The following is an 18,066-nucleotide window of genomic DNA, read 5'->3' as shown; positions in this document are numbered from 1 at the left end:
GCCGGATGCGGGCGCCGAGCCGGAGCCAGTACGCCGCCAAGACGCCACCGGTCAGCGCCCAGCCACCGATCACGTACTCGGCGAACTTCATCGGCCGGCTCCCACTTCGATCTGCTCCGGTGGCGCGGTCATGCCGGCGCCGTGGAGCCGTTCCTCGATCGCGCGCTCGAGCTCCCGGGCTTCGATGTTTTCCTCGAGCGCCTCGAGCCGGTAACGCCGGTCCAGGAGGTACACGAAGAGGAGGGTGAAGGCGAGGACGCCCCACCAGAGCGTGAACGCCATCACGCCGTGGATGTGGGCGTTCAGGCTGGGGGTGAAAACCGTGGCCTGCTGATGGAGGGTCCGCCACCAGTCAACCGAGAAGTGGACGATCGGCACGTCCACGAACGCGACGAGGGCGGCGATCGCGCTCCGCTTGGCTCGCGCCTCGAGCGAGGTGGGCACCCGCCGCAGCGCCAGGTAGCCGACATAGAGGAAGAACAGCACCGCGGTGGTGACGAGCCGGGCGTCCCACGCCCACCACACCCCCCACACGGGTCGGCCCCACAGCGACCCCAGGACGAGCGTGAGGCCGGTGAACACGACGCCGAGCTCCGCCGAGGCGCCGGCGAGCCGGTCCCAGACCGGCGAGCGGGTGCGCCGCCAGAGGTACAGCGCCGATGCCAACGCGGTGATGCCGAATGCGAGGTACGCGATCCAGGCCGCCGGGACGTGGAGGTACATCAGCCGCTGAGCGTCGCTCTGGACCCGGTCCGGAGGCGCGACCCAGAGGCCGAACACGGCCAGCACCGCGATGGCCGCCAGCGAGAGCCAACCGAGCGCTCGGCTGAGCCTGGGATTCAGCAGCGTCATGACTCCTCCAGGAGCGGCCCGAAGGCCAGCATCCCGATGCCTGTGAACAGCACGGCAAAGATCCCCAACAGCGCGACCCAGGGCCACGCGTCACCCGTGGCGCCGTCGATGGCGGCCTCCCACGCTCGGCTGGCCCCCAGGAGAACGGGGGCGACCACCGGTAGCAGGAGCACCGGCAGCAGCGTCTCGCGCACGCGCAGCCCTGCGGCCAGGACGCCGTAGAGGGTACCGGTGGCAGCCAGACCGACGGTCGCGGTCAGCGTGGCCAGGACCAACGGCGCGAGGCCGGCCAACCCGACGTTGAAGAGCACGACCACGCCCGCCGTCAAGAGGACCTCGAGGGCCGCGAGCTCGACAGCGACGGCGCCTGCCTTGCCGAGGAAGAGCGCGGCGCTGTCGAGCCCGGTCAGCCGGAGGCCGTCGCGGGCTCCGTTCTCGGACTCGATGGCGAAGGCACGACCGACAGCCAAGAGGGTGCCCAACAGAACGGTGACCCAGAACAGGCCCGGGGCGACTCGTGTGAGCACCCCCCGGTCCGGATCGAGCGCGAAGGCAAACAGCAGTAAGACGACGAGCCCAAACGGCAGGATCTGCTGCGCCGTGACCCGCGAGCGGGCCTCGATCCGCAGGTCTTTCCCCGCGACGAGCATCGCCTCCTGGAGCAAGCTCACCGCAGACTCCGATCGCCGGCCTGCGGCTCGGGTCGCCGCGCCGGCGCGGGGTCGGTGCGCTCTCGGGCGTCGGGCGCGCGCTGCGGCGCGATGCCGTGCGCCTGGCCGGCGGTGAGCACCACCTCACGTGAGGCGAGAGGCCGTGCTCGTTCGAGCTCGTGCGAAGCGAGCACGATCGAACGGTCGCACGCCGCCGCGCCCGCGAGCACCTGGTCGAGCGTGGCCCGCCCCTCCGCGTCGAGTCCAGCGTGCGGCTCGTCGAGCAGCAGGAGACGCGGGTTGCGGACGAGTGCGACCGCGAGCGCCAGGCGTCGCCGCTGTCCCGCGGACAGCTTGCGATGGACAACGTCGGCGAGCGGCCCGAGACCGACTTGGTCGATCACCGACTGCTCGTGCGGGTCCTCGACGCCGGCCGCCCGGGCGGCGAACCGAAGGTTCTCGGTGACGGTGAGGTCGTCGTAGCAGCCGGTTTCATGCCCGACGAGACCAACCAGGCGTCGGTGGGCCCGCCGGTCGATGGTGAGGTCGTGTCCGAGCACCTCCCCGGTCCCGGAGTGAAGAGGGACGAGGCCGGCGAGCAAGCGCAGCAGGGTCGTCTTGCCGGCGCCGTTCCCACCGGAGAGCAGCACCACCTCCCCGTCGAGGACGTCCAGGTCCACGCCGGCCAGTGCCGGAAAGCGACCGAGGAGGCACACGGCGGAACGCAAGCGGACGACGGGCTGCACAGCGTCTCCGAAGAGCGGGTGTCGTGAGTCTACGGAGAGCCCCGTGCTGGCGGCGAACCGCAACCCCTCGTTGTTCCGATCGTAGGATCAGTGCCTTGCGCCGAGCCGCCGCCGCCCTCGGTCGGACCCTCCTGACCGCGGGCATCCTCATCCTCCTCTTTGTCGCGTACCAGCTCTGGGGCACCGGCATCTACACGTCCCAGCAGCAAAGTCGACTCCGGAACCAGTTCGACGCCGCGCTCCATAAGGCGTCGGCCAAGGCCAAGGCGCCGACAACGCCGACGACGACGACCACCCTGTCGCCGCCGCTGCCGCCGACCGGTGACGCGGTCGCGCGGATTCAGATCCCCAAGATCGGCCTGGACGACATCGTCGTCAACGGAATAGGCCGCGACGACCTGCGTAAGGGACCGGGCCACTACCCAGCCACGCCGCTGCCCGGACAGCAGGGCAACTCGGCGATCGCCGGTCACCGGACGACCTACGGCGCTCCGTTTGGCAACCTCGATCAGCTCTCGACGGGTGACGAGGTCAGACTGCGAACGCTTCAGGGCTTCTTCACGTACCGTGTCTTCCAGCAGCTGGTCGTCGATCCGAGCAACGTCGCCGTTCTCGACCCGGATCCTGCACGGCCGGCGACCCTGACCCTCACGACCTGCAACCCGAAGTACTCGGCCGCGCAGCGTCTCGTGGTCAAGGCCGCCCTCGACAGTCCGGCGCCGCTGCCGCCACCGGTTGGGCTTCCACGACGAAGCAAGCTCGCCGAGACCGGACTCTCGGGCGATCCCGGCTCGAAGCTCCCGACCGTCCTCACCGGGATCATCGCCGCTCTGATCGGCGGGCTGTGGTGGCTCGGGTTTCACCGGCATCCGCGCTGGACGAACTGGCTAGCCGGTGTCATCCCGTTCGCCGTCGCCCTGTTCGTCTTCTACTCGTATCTCGAGCGCGTTCTGCCGTCCAATTACTAGGCCGTCCGAGCCGGGATCCGGTGAGCAGTCGCGACGCTGACGCGCCGGCGTCTCACGCCCCCTGGAAGTGCGGCCGGCGCTTCTCAGCAAAGGCGGTAAGGCCCTCCTGCAGGTCAGCACTCCGGAAGGCCGCGGCTTCGAGCAATTCGATCTCTGCTCGGGCCGGCGGAGCGAGGGCGTGTGCCTCGGCAACGAGGTTGAGCGCCCGCTTGTGCCCGACGCTCGACAACGGAGCGAGCGCGGTCAACTCAGCGGCCAGCACCTTGGCGCTCTCCAGTGCGTTGTCGGTGCGGCGCTGCACGAGGCCGACACGGTGTGCCTCTTCAATGTCGAGGATCCGCGCCGTGAGCAAGAGATCTCGCGCCATCGCCTGTCCGACCAGTGTCGCGAGACGCCAGATGTTCGTTGAGCTCAACAGCACACCGAGCCGGCCGGACGGGATCCCGAAGGTCGCGTGTTCGGCGACAACACGGAGATCACACGCCACCGCGAGCTGCATCCCCGCACCAAGGGCGGTGCCATTGATGGCGGCAATCACCGGGCTGGGGTAGCCGACGATGGAGGCCAGCAACGCGTCGAACGCGGGGCGGAAGGTGTCCCCGCCTCCGTGCCCGAGAACCCCCACATCAGATCTGCGGCGAGCCAGGTCCGCGCCGGCGCAAAACGCCCTGTCGCCCGCACCCGTGATCACGACCGCGCGCAGATCGCCATCGGCGTCGAGATGACCGTGCAGCTCTTCGCACAGTTCGGCGCTCAGGGCGTTGCTGCGCTCCGGGCGATCGATAACCGCGATCCCGACGTCATCGTCGCGTTCCCATCGGATTGGCACGTCATGACTCGTCGATAAGCGCGATGAGGTCGCCTTCTTGGACCACGTCCTCCGGCTGAACGTGCAACTCGCGAACCACGCCCGGCACTTCGGTCGCTACCGGGATCTCCATCTTCATCGATTCGAGGATGACGATCTCATCGCCCTCGGCGACCATCTGACCCTCATCGACGAGCACCTGCCACACGTTCGCGGTGATCTCTGCGCGGATCTCGTGCACGGGGACAGGAGGTTAGCGTCCCGATCCTGACACGGATTGTTCAGGACTCGTGACCCGAGACGAGCGCCGGGCCCTACGAGCACCGCTGGGTTCGACGAACGCGCGTCGTCGGAGCGTCAGACCGGCATCACGCCGTGCTTCCGCCACGGTCGGACGATCTGCTTGTCGCGCGAAAGCTCGAGACCCCGCCAGATCGCAGCCCGGGTCTCGGCAGGATCGATGACGTCGTCGACGAGGGCGTGACCCGCGGCAACGAAGGGATCAATGTTCCGCCGCACCTCCTCCGCGAGCTCGAGGCGTTTCTCAGCCCGCTGGTCTTCCGGCACCGCTTCGAGTGTCCTCCGGTGGATGATGTTGACAGCCCCGTCGGGACCCATCACTGCGATCTCAGCCGTCGGCCAGGCGACGAGGTAGTCGGGCTCATAGCCGAACCCGTTCATGACGAAGTAGCCGGCGCCGTAGCTCTTTCGCATGACGACACTGATCTTCGGCACGGTGGCCTCTGATACCGCGAAGAGCATCTTTGCTCCGTGTCGGATGATGCCCTGGCGCTCCACCGCCGACCCGACGATAAAGCCCGGAACGTCGTGCAGGAACACGAGAGGGATGTTGAACGCATCGCACAACCAGACAAAGCGGGCGGCCTTGTCCGCCGCGTTCACGTCCAGCGCGCCGCCGAGGACCATCGGCTGGTTCGCGAGCACTCCGATTGGATGGCCTCCGATTCGTGCCAGCGCCGTCACGAGATTCTTCGCCCATTCGGGCTTGATCCAGAAGGCGTGCCCATCGTCGACGACGGCCCGCACAACATGTCTGGCGTCGTAAGCGCGACGTGGCGCCGTCGGAACGATGTCGTACAGCTCCTTGACCTGGCGCTCGACCGAATCGCTTGTGGCCCGGACGGGTGGTTGCTCTCGATTGTTCGATGGAAAGAAGGACAGGTACTCGCGAACGGTCTCGAGGCACTCACGGTCATCGGCGACCTCGAGGTCGGCGCAGCCTGAGATCTTGGTGTGGACAGCGGAACCGCCCATCTCCTCTTCGGTCACATCCTCGCCAACTGCCGCCTTGACCAGGTGGCGACCTCCAAGCGCCATGGACGACGTCCCCTTCACCATCGGCACGAAATCGGCCAGCCCTGGGATGTATGCAGTGCCGGCCGCGCAATGACCCAACATCGCCGCCACCATTGGAACGACGCCGCTCATCGTCACCTGCTCGCGGAACAGGTCGCCCATTCCCGCGAAGGTCGAGCCGCTCTGTGCTTGTATCCGCGCTCCTGCTGAGTCGAGAAGCCAGACCATGGGGATCCGCTGCCTTATCGCCAACTCGCGCATCCGCTTGATCTTCTGCTCGCCAACTCGACCCATCGAGCCGGCGAGCACCGTGAAGTCATATGCGGCAACGGCCACGGGTCGGCCGTCGATCCGCCCGATTCCAGTCACGGCTCCGTCGGCAGCCAGGTAACGCCCCTCGTAGCTGGCATCCATGCTGTCGGCGAGCTGTCCGTATTCAACCCAGGTACCCGCGTCAATCAAGAGATCAAGTCGCTCTCGAACCGTGAGCTTGTGGAGTGAATGCTGGCGGGCGACAGGCTCCGGGCCGCCCATGTCAAGCGCACGACTTCGACGCTGCTCTAGGTCGGCAATGAGCGGCCCCCAGTCATGAAGCTCGGTGCCGGCAGCCGGCGGAGCGTTCCTGGCACCAGCCTTTGAATCGTCTTTCACAGGATCATCCTGGCACGTGCCGCACCGAAAACCCTACAAGTCGTCTGGCAGCCGCGATGCCGGAAGGTCCAGCAGCGCGCTCCGCACGACGTCTTCGAGCGCGGCATCGGTCAGCGCGCGATGTGCTGGCTCGCGAAAGCGCCGATTGCTGACCATCACCATTGCGAACTCAACGACACAGAGTGACGCTGTCAGGCCGGCAAGCCCGGCTTCGAGCGACGCCCAGCCGCAAAGAGCGCCCCCTAGACCTGCGGTCACGAAGAGGCCGGCATCGATAAGAACAAGGTCCGCGGCGGGCCGCCAAGCATTTCGACCAACCGCAGCAACTAGTGACAGCGCCGGCACCGCGTGCCATCCGATCAATGCGGCCAAGCCGCTGGCCAGCCCGATGAGCAACGACCCATAGAGCGACACACCAAGAAAGGCTGGAAGCAGGCTCCCGGCACACGCGACTGCCAACGCGGCTAGCGCGGCCCGACTTGGATCTCCAAGTATCGAGTGAGTCCTCCGGGCACAGATTGCCAGCGCGAGGCCCGTTGCCAGTCCGACTACGAGCGGCGCGAAGAGGGGCGCGCTGCGATGAAACTCGACGGCTGCACAACCGAGGCAGACAACTTCGGGTCCGTAGGCAATACCCGTGCGTGCGCGATCAAGCAACAGGACGCCGCCAACGGCGAGCCCTACCACGACAAGAAGTGCGTAACCGACGTGCGGCTTATCGATCCAAGCAGACGTGACGACTGCAGTCACTGCCAGCGTTGCGACTATTGCTCGCACGTGACCACGGAACCAATACACACTCCTCCGAATGACGACGAGATCGACGAGTAGCAAGATCGGCAAGAGTGTGAGCCAGCCCACCCAAAACGCAGACCGCAGGATGAGATACCCGCCAATCAGGCCAGCCATAGCGAACGGCAGCAGACTCAGGTCTGACCTAACAAGCTCCAGCGAGACTGACCACCATCTTCGATCTTGTATTACGCCTACTGCGACGCCAAGAACGGTGCTGTTCACAAACCAAAAAGCGACGAGGGCGAGGACGCCGGCCCCTACGAAGGGAGCATCGAACGCGATCGCGCTGACGCCGGTGGCATGAAACACCGACGCGGCCGCGCCAGCTGCGAGGCCCATGGATGCGGCGTTGATTGCCACCCTCGAGAACGCAAACGTCCGGAGGTGCGGCCAGTAGAGACCAGCCATAGCGGCACAGAGCACCGGTCCGGCCAACCATGGTCCCTTGGAGAAGGCGACGACCGCCGCCATCCCGACAACGATGCTGCCGCTGACAGACGTTTCGTCGCCGAACAGCCGGTCTCGGTGTTCGGCGGCAACCAGAGTGGCCCCGAGTCCCACGAAGACTCCGATGGGTATCGCTTGAGCCGACGAGAGACCGAATCCTGCACTCACGATCGACGCGGCAAGCGTTACGAGAGCCCAACCGCGAAGCCGCCACTGCCGGGAGCTCGAACTCCGTGTCGATTGAACGACTATCTCGGTCTCTTGGTCGCGCATTCGGGACTACTCCCCCGACCGAATCAGTAGATGCCCGTATAGGTCAACCACTTCTCTGTAACACCGCTCGCAGGCCTCGCAGGCGCCGAGGTGAAGCGCGATTGCAGCGCGGGACTTTCGGCTTAACCGTCCTCGCAGATAGCGACCGAGTCGTGAGCGTACGGACGAACACGCCCCGACATCACCCACGAGGGATGTTCGTTCGATGCAGGCTCCGACGAGTTCCTCTCGCGCTCGATGCGCTCGTTGGCGCGCAGCGACTTCTGATATTCCAAGCTGGTCCGCGAGTTCAGAGAATCCCAAGCCGTCCACGTAGCGAAGAGCGAGGATCCGTTGGCTGGTTGCCGATAGCGATGAGAAGGCCGCCCGAGCCAGCGCCGCATCCAGTGCATTCAGTGCCTGTTCCTCTGGGCCCAGATCGCTGGAGGGCAATGAGTCAGCGGCGTCGGCCCCGACAAAGCGTCGCCGGCCTTGTTGGCGCAGCTGGTTACGCCAGAGGTTGCGGACAGATGCCAGTAGGTATGCCTTGACGTTTGCGGTGTCCTCAATGTTGTTTGCGCGCAGGAGTACGTTCAGAATGGCTGTTTGAGCCAGGTCCTCAGCCTCATGTTGAGTCCGTACGAGTCGTCGAGCCACCCGCAGGGCGTCGTCTCGATACTGCGCGATGAGGGTCGCTAATTGGCCCTCGTCCGACGATTCCGGCCCCCCCGGATTCGTCATACGCTCCCCCGCTCTGCCGCGCCCCGGTGCGGCATCCCTTAGCGAGGAAACTAGCGATCCATCAGCGCGATTACTACGGGTGTCGCACAAAGAAAGGTGCGACTTAAGCGTCACGAGTGCTGCTGGATGGTGTCTCTTTTAGCTTCCTCGCCACTCCGGCTGACGCCCGTCGGCGAACGCAGCAAGGCCCTCGGCAGTGTCATCACTGGAGACCGTTAGGGTGAGCATCGATTGGAGATAGTCGAGCGCCGCGTCGGCGTCCATGCCAAGGACCCGATAGAAGGACTGTCTGCCAAGTCTCATGATGAGAGGCGACTTGGAAGCAAGTGTGGTCGCGAGTTCGTTAACAGTGCTATCCAATTCATCGACCGCAACTACACGGTTCACAAATCCGATGCGCTGCGCTTCATCCGCCTGCACGCGTCGACCAGTCGCCATTAGTTCGAGGGCATAGCGGGGCGGCATCGAACGCAGGAGCGGCACAGTGATCATGTAAGGCCAGAGGCCCACATTGATCTCTGGTGTCCCGAACTGAGCATCAGACGCTGCAACGACAAAGTCGCAGGCCAAAGCCAGTCCAAAACCCCCCGCCAGCGCGAAACCCCTCACGCTAGCCACCGACGGCTTGTTTAGTTTCCAGAGCTTTCGAAAGATCGCCGCGATTAGGCCGCGCGCGTCGTGTGCATTGATCATCGACGTTTCCGGCGCCATCCCGCCGAGGTCAGCACCCGCCGAAAAAGCGCGGTCTCCAGCTCCAGCGATTACGACGACTCTCACCGACTGGTCGCGCGATGCGGTATCGAGAGATTCGTTCAGGCCGTCCAGGACCCCGGCAGACATCGCGTTGCGACGATCCGGTCGGTTGATCGTGATTCGGGCAACTGAGTTGCGAACCTCGTACAGCACGTCAGCCATAGGGCGATCGTATGCAATCCACTCCACCCCGAAGGTCGATACCGTTAGGCGTGTGGCTTCTTTTAGTCACGGCTCTGTCAGCTGGTCTTGTTGTTGCCGTTACTCGCGGCAGCCCGAGGCAAATCGGAACGCTCCGACCGCTCGGAGCACCGCTACTGCTGCTTGGCCTCGTCATTCAAGCGGTGCTCGAGTACATCACATTCCCGCGTAACCAGATCGAGACGGTCGGGTACGCGCTCTTGATGTTGTCGTATGCGTTAATTCTCGCCTTCTGCATATCCAACATCGCGACCCGCGGCTTCGGCGTTATCGCGATCGGGGTGGCAATGAACGCGCTCGTGATTGGATTGAATCTTGGGATGCCGACAAAGCCGATCGGCAACGATTCTCATGGCAATCGAATCTTCAAGCCCGTTGAACAGACCGTGAAGCATCGGCAAGCGATGGGAGGTGACCTGCTCTCCTTTCTCGGAGACCGAATCCTGTTCCCAAAGCCATTTGACACCATTGTCTCGTTCGGGGACCTGGTGATATCGGTCGGCATCTGTGAACTCGCTTACTACGCGAGTCGCCGAGCTCGAACGCCGATGCTCATCTCGAAAGATGGCCACGCTTCGAGAGAACCCGCTCGAGCGCAGTCAGGACTCGCCCGTCATAGACATAGGCCGGGCCAGTGAAAAGCGCCTCAACAGCCCATGAAGCGTGCGCATCGTCACCTTCAGTTAGCTCGTCGTAGGCGCTGGCGACTTTCAGTATCTGGCCGAGGAGAGCCGACGCCGGCTCCGAATCGAGATGCGGCGGCCGGTGCAGACTGGGCTCCGAAGCCACAATGTCGCCGGCGCTCGCTAGCGCGTGGCTCGTGCGCAACATTTTTGCACCGGCGCGAGCCACTTCCATTGCATCGGGTTGCTCACCGGGAGTCGGATCATCGATGCACACGGCTCCGAGGTGGTGGAGCCAGGCCGCCGTCTCCAGGTCCTCGAGTTGACCAGCCGTCACCCCTAGCTCCTGACCTAGCGATACAGAGAGGGTGGCGACGCGTTCGATATGGCCCGACCTTGTTAAGCCGCCAAGCTCAGGAGCGATACCCAGGGCGCGAACCGTTTGACGAAACGTGCGGCGAGTCCGTCTGAGCAACTCGAATGAATACCAAGCGGCGAAGAGGGGAATCGAGAATAGCAAGGGACCCCAGAGACCGAGCCGACCTTGACCTCCCAAGCCGCCGTAGCCGACGGCCATCAAGATGCCGCTCGTAACCACCGCAACGTCGGCACCCCGGCGTCCGACGGCGGCCAATCGATGGTCCCTTTGGAATGCGACGAGATCGATAACGAGTATCTGTGCAATCGCGGCCCCAGCGAGAGCCGATAGCACGCCGATTCTCGAATTTGCGCTCGTCGATCCGAGGATGACACGGAAGACTGCACCGGCGAGTAGCCCTGCCGTCAGGATCTCGGTTAGGAGGAAAACGCGCGCTCCAATTAGCTGTGGCTCCGCACGTAGCGCTGCTGCCACCACTGCCGTTACGAAGATGACCGTGATGAATTCTCGCGGTGTAGCGGCACGCAACAATACAACAACGACTGCGAAGCCCACTGGAATGCTTGCGCGGCCCGCCGGCCGAAGATCGAAGAGATCGCCAACGACAAGCGCGGTGCCAATGACGACCAGGTCGAGGACTTGATGACTGGCTCCGACCAAGAGCGCGACGACTGCGGCAGCTCCGCCTGCGGCAGTTAGAGCAAGAGACTGCGGCGCGCGCTTCAGCATGTCGCATTCAGCCAGCTTGAGGGAGCCGTCGTGGACTGAGGGCGTCCGTACCGCAGCAGAACGGCAAGTGGCGGTGGCGATCCAATAGAAGATGGGTGGACCGAGTAGACACTTTGGCGGCAGACCGCCACCGTCCGAGCCGTTTGACCCATAGACTCCAGATCGACTGATCCGGGGTCGAGTTCTTTCCGACCTCTTCTCGCTACTTCCAGATTCGGCTTGCTCCTCCCGCGAGCACAATCGCGACCAAGCCGCATCCGATTAGCGCTCCACGCGCAACCATTTTCCTCATTGCTACCCCTCCCCACGTGTAGAGGGCCCGTTAGCTTCGCATTCGCCTTCGGACTCATCAAGGGTTTAGTGCTTGAGGCTCCGCGCGCCCAATCCCTCAATCGGTCACCGTTCGGCTTCGCTCCCATCAGGACTGCGGCCCCTCAACGAACTTAGGTCACGTCAGTTTCATCGACTCCTTTCATCCACGCAAGCATTCCTGAGACTCGGCCAGCCACAGAGGCATCCGCGGCCCGTGTCCCTCGATTCCGTAATCTTCGATTTCAAGTGGTTGGGCATGCGAAGGCAGGGTGATGGCCGACCAGGAGATCGCTGGCGTCGACACCCAAGCGATCGAACACGAGATCACCCGTCTTCCCGGCGTGGTGGCGTGTCGAATTGTCGCTGACTCGCTGGGTCGCCCCCTCGAGGTGCACGTGCTGGCACATCCAGGGAAACACCCGAAGCAGGTCGTGCGTGACGTGCAATCGGTCGCTCTCGCCTCGTTCGGCGTGGATATCGATCGGCGAATCGTCTCGGTCGTGCAGCTGGGCCCTACGGGGGAGAGCCCGGGTGAGCTGCCGAAGCCCGACCTGGCCCGAACGACGATCGGTGCGATCCAGTCCCAGGTCGACACCCGTCGTGCGACGATCCGGATCACCCTCTCATCGGGCGACCTGGAGGCGACCGGCTACGCCGAGGGCTCGGCGGCCAGCGCGACCCGGCTGCGCCTGGTTGCTTCGGCGACACTCGACGCGCTTCGACAGTTGCACGACGGTGCCCAGGCGCTCGAGGTTGAAGATGCGTCCGTGGCTCGGGTCGGAAGCCACGATGTGGTCGCGGTGACCCTCATCCACCTTGATCCGCCGCACGAGTTCGAGCTGGTCGGCGCCGCGCTCGCCCGGCAGTCGCCGGACCTCGGCGCCGTCCGCGCCGTCCTTGACGCCGTCAACCGGCGCCTCCCTTATCTCCCGGGCGATCATCCCCTGGCCTGATCGGGGCACAGAATCGGAGTCGTGAGGACTCCGGTCGCCGTCTTGCTCTCCTACCGGCTGGGTGGCGCCGATGGCGTCTCGGTCGAGGCGCGGAAGTGGGAGTGGGCGCTGCGATCCCTCGGCTTCGAGACCCGGCGCGTCGCCGGTGAGCTCGAAGACGGGGGCCGGAGGGACGACACGCCGCTGCCCTTCCTGCGGATCGGCGCCGACGTGTCCGTCTCAGCCGACTTCGACGCCCTGGACGCGGCGATCGCTGGCGCCGACGTCGTCGTCGTGGAGAACCTGCTCTCCCTGCCCGTGAATGCGAGCGCAGCAACGGGTGCCGCCGCGGTGCTGGCGCGATTCCCGGGCCGGATCGTGCTTCACCACCACGACCTCCCGTGGGAACGACCCGAGCTCACCCCGGCGCCCGGCCTGCCTCCGCCGCTGCCGGGGGCGCTCCACGTCACAATCAGCGACCACGCCCGGGCCACGCTCGCTGAGCGCGGGATCGAGGCCGTCACCATCCGGAACGCCTTCGACCCAGAGCCGGCACCAGGGGACCGAGACGGCACCCGTCGACGGCTGGGGTTAGGCGAGGACGAGCAAGTCGTCGTCCAACCCACGCGGGCCATTCCACGGAAAGGGATCCGCGCCGGGCTCGGGCTCGCTGCTCAGCTGGCCGACGCAAACCCGTCGGTCAGCACGCGGTACTGGCTCACGGGGCCAGACGAGGACGGCTACGGCCCCGAGGTCGAGCGGATCCTTGCAGGCGCCACCGTGCCGGTCACGAGAGGTCGAACCGAGCGCGTCGCCGACGTGTACGCGGCGGCCGACCTCGTCGTGATGCCCTCGAGCTGGGAGGGCTTCGGCAACCCGGTGGCCGAAGCGATGCTCGCCGAGCGCCCGGTCGCCTGCGCCCCCTACCCCGTGCTGAGCGAGCTGCTGGCCCTCGGCGTGGAGGTGCTGCCGATCGGAGACGCTTTGGCCGTCGCCTCCTTCGTCGAGCATCCCGACCTCGAGGTCCTCCGACGCAACCATCAGATCGTCGGCCGGGAGCTCTCCTTGGCTCGGCTGCCGGGCCGGTTGGCGCAGGCGTTCGCCCAGGTAGGTTGGGACCGCTGGTGAGCGAGACGCACGACCCGATCGTGGCTCGGCGCGCCCGCATCCGGCGCCTCGTGACGATCGCGCAGCGCCTCGGGTACGGCGCCATGGCCCTGGCCGTCGTCGCGTTCGTCGTCGGCGCCAGCACGGGGTTCCCGAACTGGTCCGTCGTGGCGACCGTGGCGGCCCTGATCGTCTCGATCGCGGTGCTGCCGGTTCCGATCGTGCTGAGCTACGGCCTGCGGGCAGCCGAGCGTGAGGACGCGGCGCGGCGCCGTCCGCCGGAGCGCGAGCCGACCGAGGGCTAGTTCGTCGATGTGTCGCGACAGCATCTAGCCTCGATCAGTCGCCAGCTGGAGGAGACCGCCGTGCGATACCGCCGGTTCGGGGCTTCGGAGCTCATGGTCTCCGAGGTCGGGTTCGGAACCTGGACCCTTGCCAGCGACTGGTGGGGCCGGGTCGACGACAAGGACGGGCTGCTGCACGCGGCCCTGGACGCCGGCGTCACCTTCTTCGACACCGCGCCCGTTTACGGCCGCGACGGCGTCGGGGAATCGCTGCTGGCCGGGCTGCTCGCGGCCCACCGCGAGGAGATCGTCCTCACGACGAAGTGCGGCTACGACATCGACGCCCCCCGCCAGCATCCCGGCCAGTCCGAGCGTCCCCAGGACTGGCGTCCGGCGTCGATCCGCGGCCAGCTCGAGGCGTCCCTCCGGCGGCTCGGCACCGACTACGTCGACCTGTACCAGCTCCACAACGCCCGGCTGGACCCGATCCTCGACGACGAGCTGTGGGCGGTGCTCGAGGGCCTCCGAGACGAGGGGAAGGTGCGCGAGCTCGGGGTGGCCCTCGGCCCCGCGATCGGATGGGTGCAGGAGGGCCTGGAATCGCTGCGGCGGCGCCCGATCGCGTCGCTGCAGACGGTGTTCAACGTGCTGGAGCAGGAGCCTGGACTGACCTTCGCCGCCGAGCCGAGCGTGACCGAGGGCCGGGTCGGTCTCATCGCTCGCGTGCCGCACGCGTCGGACGTGCTCTCGGGCAAGATCGACCGCGACACGGTGTTCGCCGCCGACGACCATCGCGCCCACCGAAACCGAGACAACATGCTGGACAACTTCGAGAAGGCCGAGACCCTCACCTTCCTCTGGGATGACGGGGAGCGGACCATGGCGCAGGCGGCCATCGCCGGCATCCTCGCCAACCCCGCGTTCACCACCGTGCTCCCCACGTGCGTGACCGTCGAGGAGGTGCGGGAGTACGCGGCCGCGTCCGACCGGCCACTCACGCTCGAGGACAAGGCCCGGCTCGACCAGCTGTGGGACCGCAACTTCGATCACGTCGACCGGTACCAGATGCCCTTGAAGTCCAGCGCATGACCGGTCGCCCGGTCACGACCCGTCTGCCGGCCGAGCGGCGCCGCCAGCAGATCCTCGACGTGGCCTGCACGGTGTTCGCCGACCGAGGGTTCCACGCCACCGCGATGGACGACATCGCCGCCGCGGCGGGCGTCACGAAGCCCGTCCTCTACCAGCACTTCCCGTCGAAGCGGGCGCTGTTCGTCGAGCTGCTCGGGGACCTCGGCCAGCGCCTGCTCGGTGAGCTCGAGCGGGCCACCGCCGCGGTCCAGTCGGGCCGGGAGCGGGTCGAGGCCGGCTTCGCCTCCTACTTCTGGTTCACGAGCCGCAACGAGGCCGCGTTCCGGCTGCTGTTCGGCGCCTCGGCTCGGAATGACCCCGAGTTCGCCGACGTCATCGAGCGCCTGCTCGACCAGATCGCCGGAGTCATCAGCCTCCTCATCGAGATCGAGGGCACCCCCGAGCACCGCAGGGTGCTCGCGCACGCGTTGATCGGGGTCGCCGAGGCGACGAGCCGCGACACCCTGACCGACGGAGGGGCCGGCCCGGAGCCGGAGCAGCTGGCGCGGTGGGTCTCGGAGCTCGCCTGGTTCGGCCTGCGCGGCATCCGGGCCGACGAGCCGGCCCAGCACGCGTCGTCATCCGGCGGCGTCGGGACGCCCTGACCCGGACGGCGGCGCGGGCGGGCGCTCGCGCCCGTAGCGGAGGAACAGGAACCCGTCGGCGGTGACGACCGACTCCAGGCGCATGGCCGGGGCCGGTCCTTCGTCGCCGCTGCGGACGATCCTCGAGCTCGGGCCGCCGAGCAGCGTCGGTGCCACGGTGAGGCACAGCTCGTCGACGGCGTCCGCGGCCGCGAGCTCGCCGTTGATCGTGGGGCCGCCCTCGACGAGGACCCGGCGGTACCCCCGCTGGGACAGCTCGGCGAGCGCCGACGTGAGGTCGACCCGGTCGGTCCCCGCGAGGAGCACGGCGGCGACCGGCGCCTCGGCCGGCACCCGCGTGCGTGACGCCGCGGCGGTGACGATGAGCGGCGCGGCCTCGGCGGCGGCGAAGAACGGTGCGGCCCAGTCGAGGTCCACGCGCTGGGTGACCACGGCGATCGGTGGCACCGGCGACTGGCCGCGCTCGACGCGAGCCCGCCGGTCGGGATCGCCGAGGCGCGCCGGCCCGTAGCCCTCGGCGCGCATGGTGCCGGCCCCGACGACGATGACATCGGCGAACGAGCGGATGGCCGTGAACACGAGCCGGTCGGCGGTGCCGCCGAGCGACCCCGAGGTGCCGGCGCGCGACGAGCCGCCGTCGACGCTCGAGATCATGTTCACGCGCACGTGGCGGTCGTGCGTTGCAGTGAGCGTCGGCCGGTAGAGGGCGTGGAGGTCGGCGTCCCCCGGCACCGGGAAGAGCTCCCGGAGGATCGGCTGGTCGGGCGAGGACGCGGGCGGAGGCATGCCGACCGGTGACCGCTCATCCCTCCGGCGTGGCCGGGCCGGAGAACCGCGGCCGCCGGCGCTCGCGCACGGCCGCGATGCCCTCGTGGATGTCGGTGCCGCCAAAGCCGAGGAACTCGTAGGCGAGCGAGGCGTCGAAGGCGGGGGTGAAGGTTCGATACCACTCGTTCAGGGCGAGCTTCGTCAGCCGGATGGCGCTCGAGGAGCCGGCGGCGAGCTCTCGCGCCACCTGGAGCGCCGTCTCGTCCACGTCGTCGTCGTCGACGCACAGCGAGACCAGGCCGATCCGCTCCGCCTCCTCGCCGCTCACGGTCTTCGAGCTGAGCAGCAGGTACTTCGCCTTCGCCATGCCGCACAGCAGCGGCCAGACCAGCACGGCGTGGTCGCCGGCGGCCACGCCCAGGCGCGTGTGACCGTCGAGGAGCCGGGCGGCGCGGCTCGCGACGGAGATGTCGGCGAGCAGCGCGACCGCGAGCCCGGCACCGACCGCGGGACCCCGGATCGCGGAGACGATCGGCTTCGAGCACTCGAGCATGCGCACGACGAGGTCGCGGGTCTCGCGCATCACCCGGAGGCGGGCGTCGTGGCTCTCGGCGACCTCGTCGATGAGCTCGAAGCTGCCGCCGGCCGAGAAGGCCTCGCCCGCGCCCCGCACCACGACCGCGGCCGTGGCCGGGTCGTCGTCGACCGCCGGCCACACCGAGGCCAGGTCGCGATGCATGCGGGGGCTCACGGCGTTGAGCCCGGGGCCGGCGAGCGTGATCCGCAGCACCCCCGGGTCGGGTCGGTCGAAGTCGAGCGACTCGAACGCCGCGAAGCGGTCGGTCACGCGCTGACGTCCGGTGACACGGGGCGGGTCACGCCGCTCCTCCGCCGGGCGTCCGCGATGGCGGCCGGTCAGCCCGGCTGGTCACCGGCGAACTGCGGGAGCCAGGGCCTGGTGGCAGCGAGGAGCTCGTCGGTCATCGCGACGACGTGCTCGTAGGGCAGCCGCCCGGCCATGGGGTCGGCCAGCATGGCCTCGAGGACCGTGGTCCGGCTCCCGCTGAGGGCCGCCTCGACCGTGAGCTCCTCGGCGACGGCGACGCGGCGCAGCTGCTCGCCCAGGATCGACGGCACGTCGACCGAGTCGCGCGGGACGACCTCACCGGCCTGGGCGAGGCCGATGCACTCGACGACCGTGCCCTCGTCGAGGTTCTGAACCTGGCCCGCGTTCGGGAGGTTGACGGGCAGCGGCCGGGGCGCCTGGCGCACGATCGAGTCGAGCAGCGGTGCCACGAGCTCGCCGGAGGGATGCGGGCTCACCTCGTCGCTGGCCAGCAGCTCGGCGACCTCCTGCTCGTCGGCGCGCTTGTCGGCGATGTGGCCCTGGAGCCCGTAGTGGTGCACCGACCAGTCGCGCCCGAAGTCGGAGGCGGCGGTCACGAAGCCCGGGAAGAACTCGCCGACGTGGGTGTCCGACGAGCCCGGCAGGACGCCGAACCGTCGGAACAACTCCAGCTTGAGCCGGTTCCCAGCGATGACGTCGGCCTTCGTCCAAGTGGGGCCCGAACTGACCTTCTGGTAGTGCATCCCCGCCGGGGGCTTCATCCAGAGCGGCTGGCGCTGAGCTTCCTCGTCCTCGAGCAGGGCCCGGAGGCGCGCGAACCCGTCGTCGCCGTCGACGCGCAGGGCCGTGACGAGGGGGAGGTGGTTGACCCCGGCCACCACCGGGTCCACCCGGCGGAGGTCGGCGTCGAGGAGGAGGCTGGTGACGAACTGCAGACCGACCACCTCGTTGCAGAGGCCGACGGTGCGGACCGCGGTCTCGCGGGTCACGACGCGGCACAGGGCCGAGAGCGGGTTCGTCACGTTCAGCAGCAGCGCGTCGGGGCAGCGTCGCGCCACCTGCTGAGCGATGCGCAGCAGCACCGGGACGCTGCGCAGCGCGCGGCTGATGCCACCGGGGCCGACGCTGTCCCCCACCGGCTGGCGGACGCCGTAGCGGGCGGGGATCTCCA

Annotated in this window: 19 protein-coding genes; 6 read left to right on the top strand and 13 right to left on the bottom strand. The window is 67.4% G+C overall.

Annotation, left to right across the window (positions count from 1 at the left end; genetic code table 11):
• Positions 1 to 87: 87 nt before the first annotated feature.
• From ccsA to ccmA, 3 genes are read right to left on the bottom strand one after another with little or no spacing between them, the layout of a single operon-like run.
• Positions 88 to 852: a cytochrome c biogenesis protein CcsA gene (gene ccsA / locus VG869_16355; protein ID HEV3452757.1), complete on the bottom strand. Its 765-nt coding sequence runs from the start codon at positions 850 to 852 to the stop codon at positions 88 to 90.
• Positions 849 to 1,523 (bottom strand): heme exporter protein CcmB, encoded by a 675-nt coding sequence (locus tag VG869_16350; GenBank protein HEV3452756.1) that lies wholly within the window; start codon positions 1,521 to 1,523, stop codon positions 849 to 851. The genes ccsA and VG869_16350 overlap by 4 nt, the downstream gene beginning before the upstream one ends.
• A complete protein-coding gene (gene ccmA, locus VG869_16345; GenBank protein ID HEV3452755.1) occupies positions 1,520 to 2,218 on the bottom strand; it encodes a heme ABC exporter ATP-binding protein CcmA in 699 nt (232 codons plus the stop codon). Before ccmA ends, VG869_16350 begins: the two co-directional genes overlap by 4 nt.
• A 125-nt stretch (positions 2,219 to 2,343) precedes the next feature.
• On the opposite strand from ccmA, the gene VG869_16340 reads away from it, so the two are divergent.
• Positions 2,344 to 3,216 (top strand): class E sortase, encoded by an 873-nt coding sequence (locus VG869_16340; GenBank protein ID HEV3452754.1) that lies wholly within the window; start codon positions 2,344 to 2,346, stop codon positions 3,214 to 3,216.
• Positions 3,217 to 3,268: 52 nt separating this feature from the next.
• On the opposite strand, the gene VG869_16335 is transcribed toward VG869_16340, so the two are convergent.
• From VG869_16335 to VG869_16305, 7 genes are all read right to left on the bottom strand, one after another.
• Positions 3,269 to 4,045: an enoyl-CoA hydratase-related protein gene (locus VG869_16335; GenBank protein HEV3452753.1), complete on the bottom strand. Its 777-nt coding sequence runs from the start codon at positions 4,043 to 4,045 to the stop codon at positions 3,269 to 3,271.
• Position 4,046: 1 nt separating this feature from the next.
• Complete coding sequence (locus VG869_16330; GenBank protein HEV3452752.1) at positions 4,047 to 4,265, bottom strand: biotin/lipoyl-binding carrier protein; 219 nt, start codon at positions 4,263 to 4,265, stop codon at positions 4,047 to 4,049.
• Between the two features lie 116 nt (positions 4,266 to 4,381).
• Positions 4,382 to 5,992, bottom strand: a complete 1,611-nt coding sequence (locus VG869_16325; protein ID HEV3452751.1) for an acyl-CoA carboxylase subunit beta — start codon at positions 5,990 to 5,992, stop codon at positions 4,382 to 4,384.
• A 33-nt stretch (positions 5,993 to 6,025) separates the two neighbouring features.
• Complete coding sequence (locus VG869_16320; protein ID HEV3452750.1) at positions 6,026 to 7,507, bottom strand: hypothetical protein; 1,482 nt, start codon at positions 7,505 to 7,507, stop codon at positions 6,026 to 6,028.
• An 858-nt stretch (positions 7,508 to 8,365) separates the two neighbouring features.
• Positions 8,366 to 9,142, bottom strand: coding sequence for an enoyl-CoA hydratase-related protein (locus tag VG869_16315; protein ID HEV3452749.1), 777 nt, complete (start codon positions 9,140 to 9,142; stop codon positions 8,366 to 8,368).
• A 257-nt stretch (positions 9,143 to 9,399) separates the two neighbouring features.
• Positions 9,400 to 9,753 carry a hypothetical protein gene (locus tag VG869_16310; protein ID HEV3452748.1) on the bottom strand — a complete coding sequence of 118 codons (354 nt, stop codon included), beginning with the start codon at positions 9,751 to 9,753 and terminating at the stop codon, positions 9,400 to 9,402.
• Positions 9,734 to 10,912 carry a hypothetical protein gene (locus tag VG869_16305; protein ID HEV3452747.1) on the bottom strand — a complete coding sequence of 393 codons (1,179 nt, stop codon included), beginning with the start codon at positions 10,910 to 10,912 and terminating at the stop codon, positions 9,734 to 9,736. The genes VG869_16310 and VG869_16305 overlap by 20 nt, the downstream gene beginning before the upstream one ends.
• Positions 10,913 to 11,496: 584 nt before the next feature.
• Between VG869_16305 and VG869_16300 the strand changes: the two genes are divergently transcribed.
• The 5 genes from VG869_16300 to VG869_16280 are packed head-to-tail and all read left to right on the top strand — an operon-like array spanning position 11,497 to position 15,280.
• The gene (locus tag VG869_16300) at positions 11,497 to 12,177 is read left to right on the top strand and encodes a hypothetical protein (protein ID HEV3452746.1); all 681 of its coding nucleotides are present in this window, start codon (positions 11,497 to 11,499) and stop codon (positions 12,175 to 12,177) included.
• A gap of 21 nt (positions 12,178 to 12,198) precedes the next feature.
• Complete coding sequence (locus tag VG869_16295) at positions 12,199 to 13,284, top strand: glycosyltransferase family 4 protein (GenBank protein ID HEV3452745.1); 1,086 nt, start codon at positions 12,199 to 12,201, stop codon at positions 13,282 to 13,284.
• The gene (locus VG869_16290) at positions 13,281 to 13,568 is read left to right on the top strand and encodes a hypothetical protein (GenBank protein ID HEV3452744.1); all 288 of its coding nucleotides are present in this window, start codon (positions 13,281 to 13,283) and stop codon (positions 13,566 to 13,568) included. Before VG869_16295 ends, VG869_16290 begins: the two co-directional genes overlap by 4 nt.
• Positions 13,569 to 13,628: 60 nt before the next feature.
• Entirely contained in the window at positions 13,629 to 14,636 is a 1,008-nt protein-coding gene (locus tag VG869_16285; GenBank protein ID HEV3452743.1) for an aldo/keto reductase, read from the top strand.
• Positions 14,633 to 15,280 (top strand): TetR/AcrR family transcriptional regulator, encoded by a 648-nt coding sequence (locus VG869_16280; GenBank protein HEV3452742.1) that lies wholly within the window; start codon positions 14,633 to 14,635, stop codon positions 15,278 to 15,280. Before VG869_16285 ends, VG869_16280 begins: the two co-directional genes overlap by 4 nt.
• On the opposite strand, the gene VG869_16275 is transcribed toward VG869_16280, so the two are convergent.
• The 3 genes from VG869_16275 to VG869_16265 form a co-directional block, all read right to left on the bottom strand.
• The gene (locus tag VG869_16275; protein ID HEV3452741.1) at positions 15,254 to 16,066 is read right to left on the bottom strand and encodes a pyrimidine reductase family protein; all 813 of its coding nucleotides are present in this window, start codon (positions 16,064 to 16,066) and stop codon (positions 15,254 to 15,256) included. The two genes, VG869_16280 and VG869_16275, sit on opposite strands and share 27 nt — an antisense overlap.
• A 16-nt stretch (positions 16,067 to 16,082) precedes the next feature.
• Complete coding sequence (locus tag VG869_16270) at positions 16,083 to 16,895, bottom strand: enoyl-CoA hydratase/isomerase family protein (GenBank protein ID HEV3452740.1); 813 nt, start codon at positions 16,893 to 16,895, stop codon at positions 16,083 to 16,085.
• A gap of 68 nt (positions 16,896 to 16,963) precedes the next feature.
• A partial coding sequence (locus tag VG869_16265) for a hypothetical protein (protein HEV3452739.1) occupies positions 16,964 to 18,066 on the bottom strand: 1,103 nt, incomplete at its 5' end.

It is taken from the genome of Acidimicrobiia bacterium (genome assembly GCA_035948415.1).
GTDB lineage: Bacteria > Actinomycetota > Acidimicrobiia > IMCC26256 > PALSA-555 > PALSA-555.
This window is presented reverse-complemented; position numbering and strand designations above follow the sequence as displayed.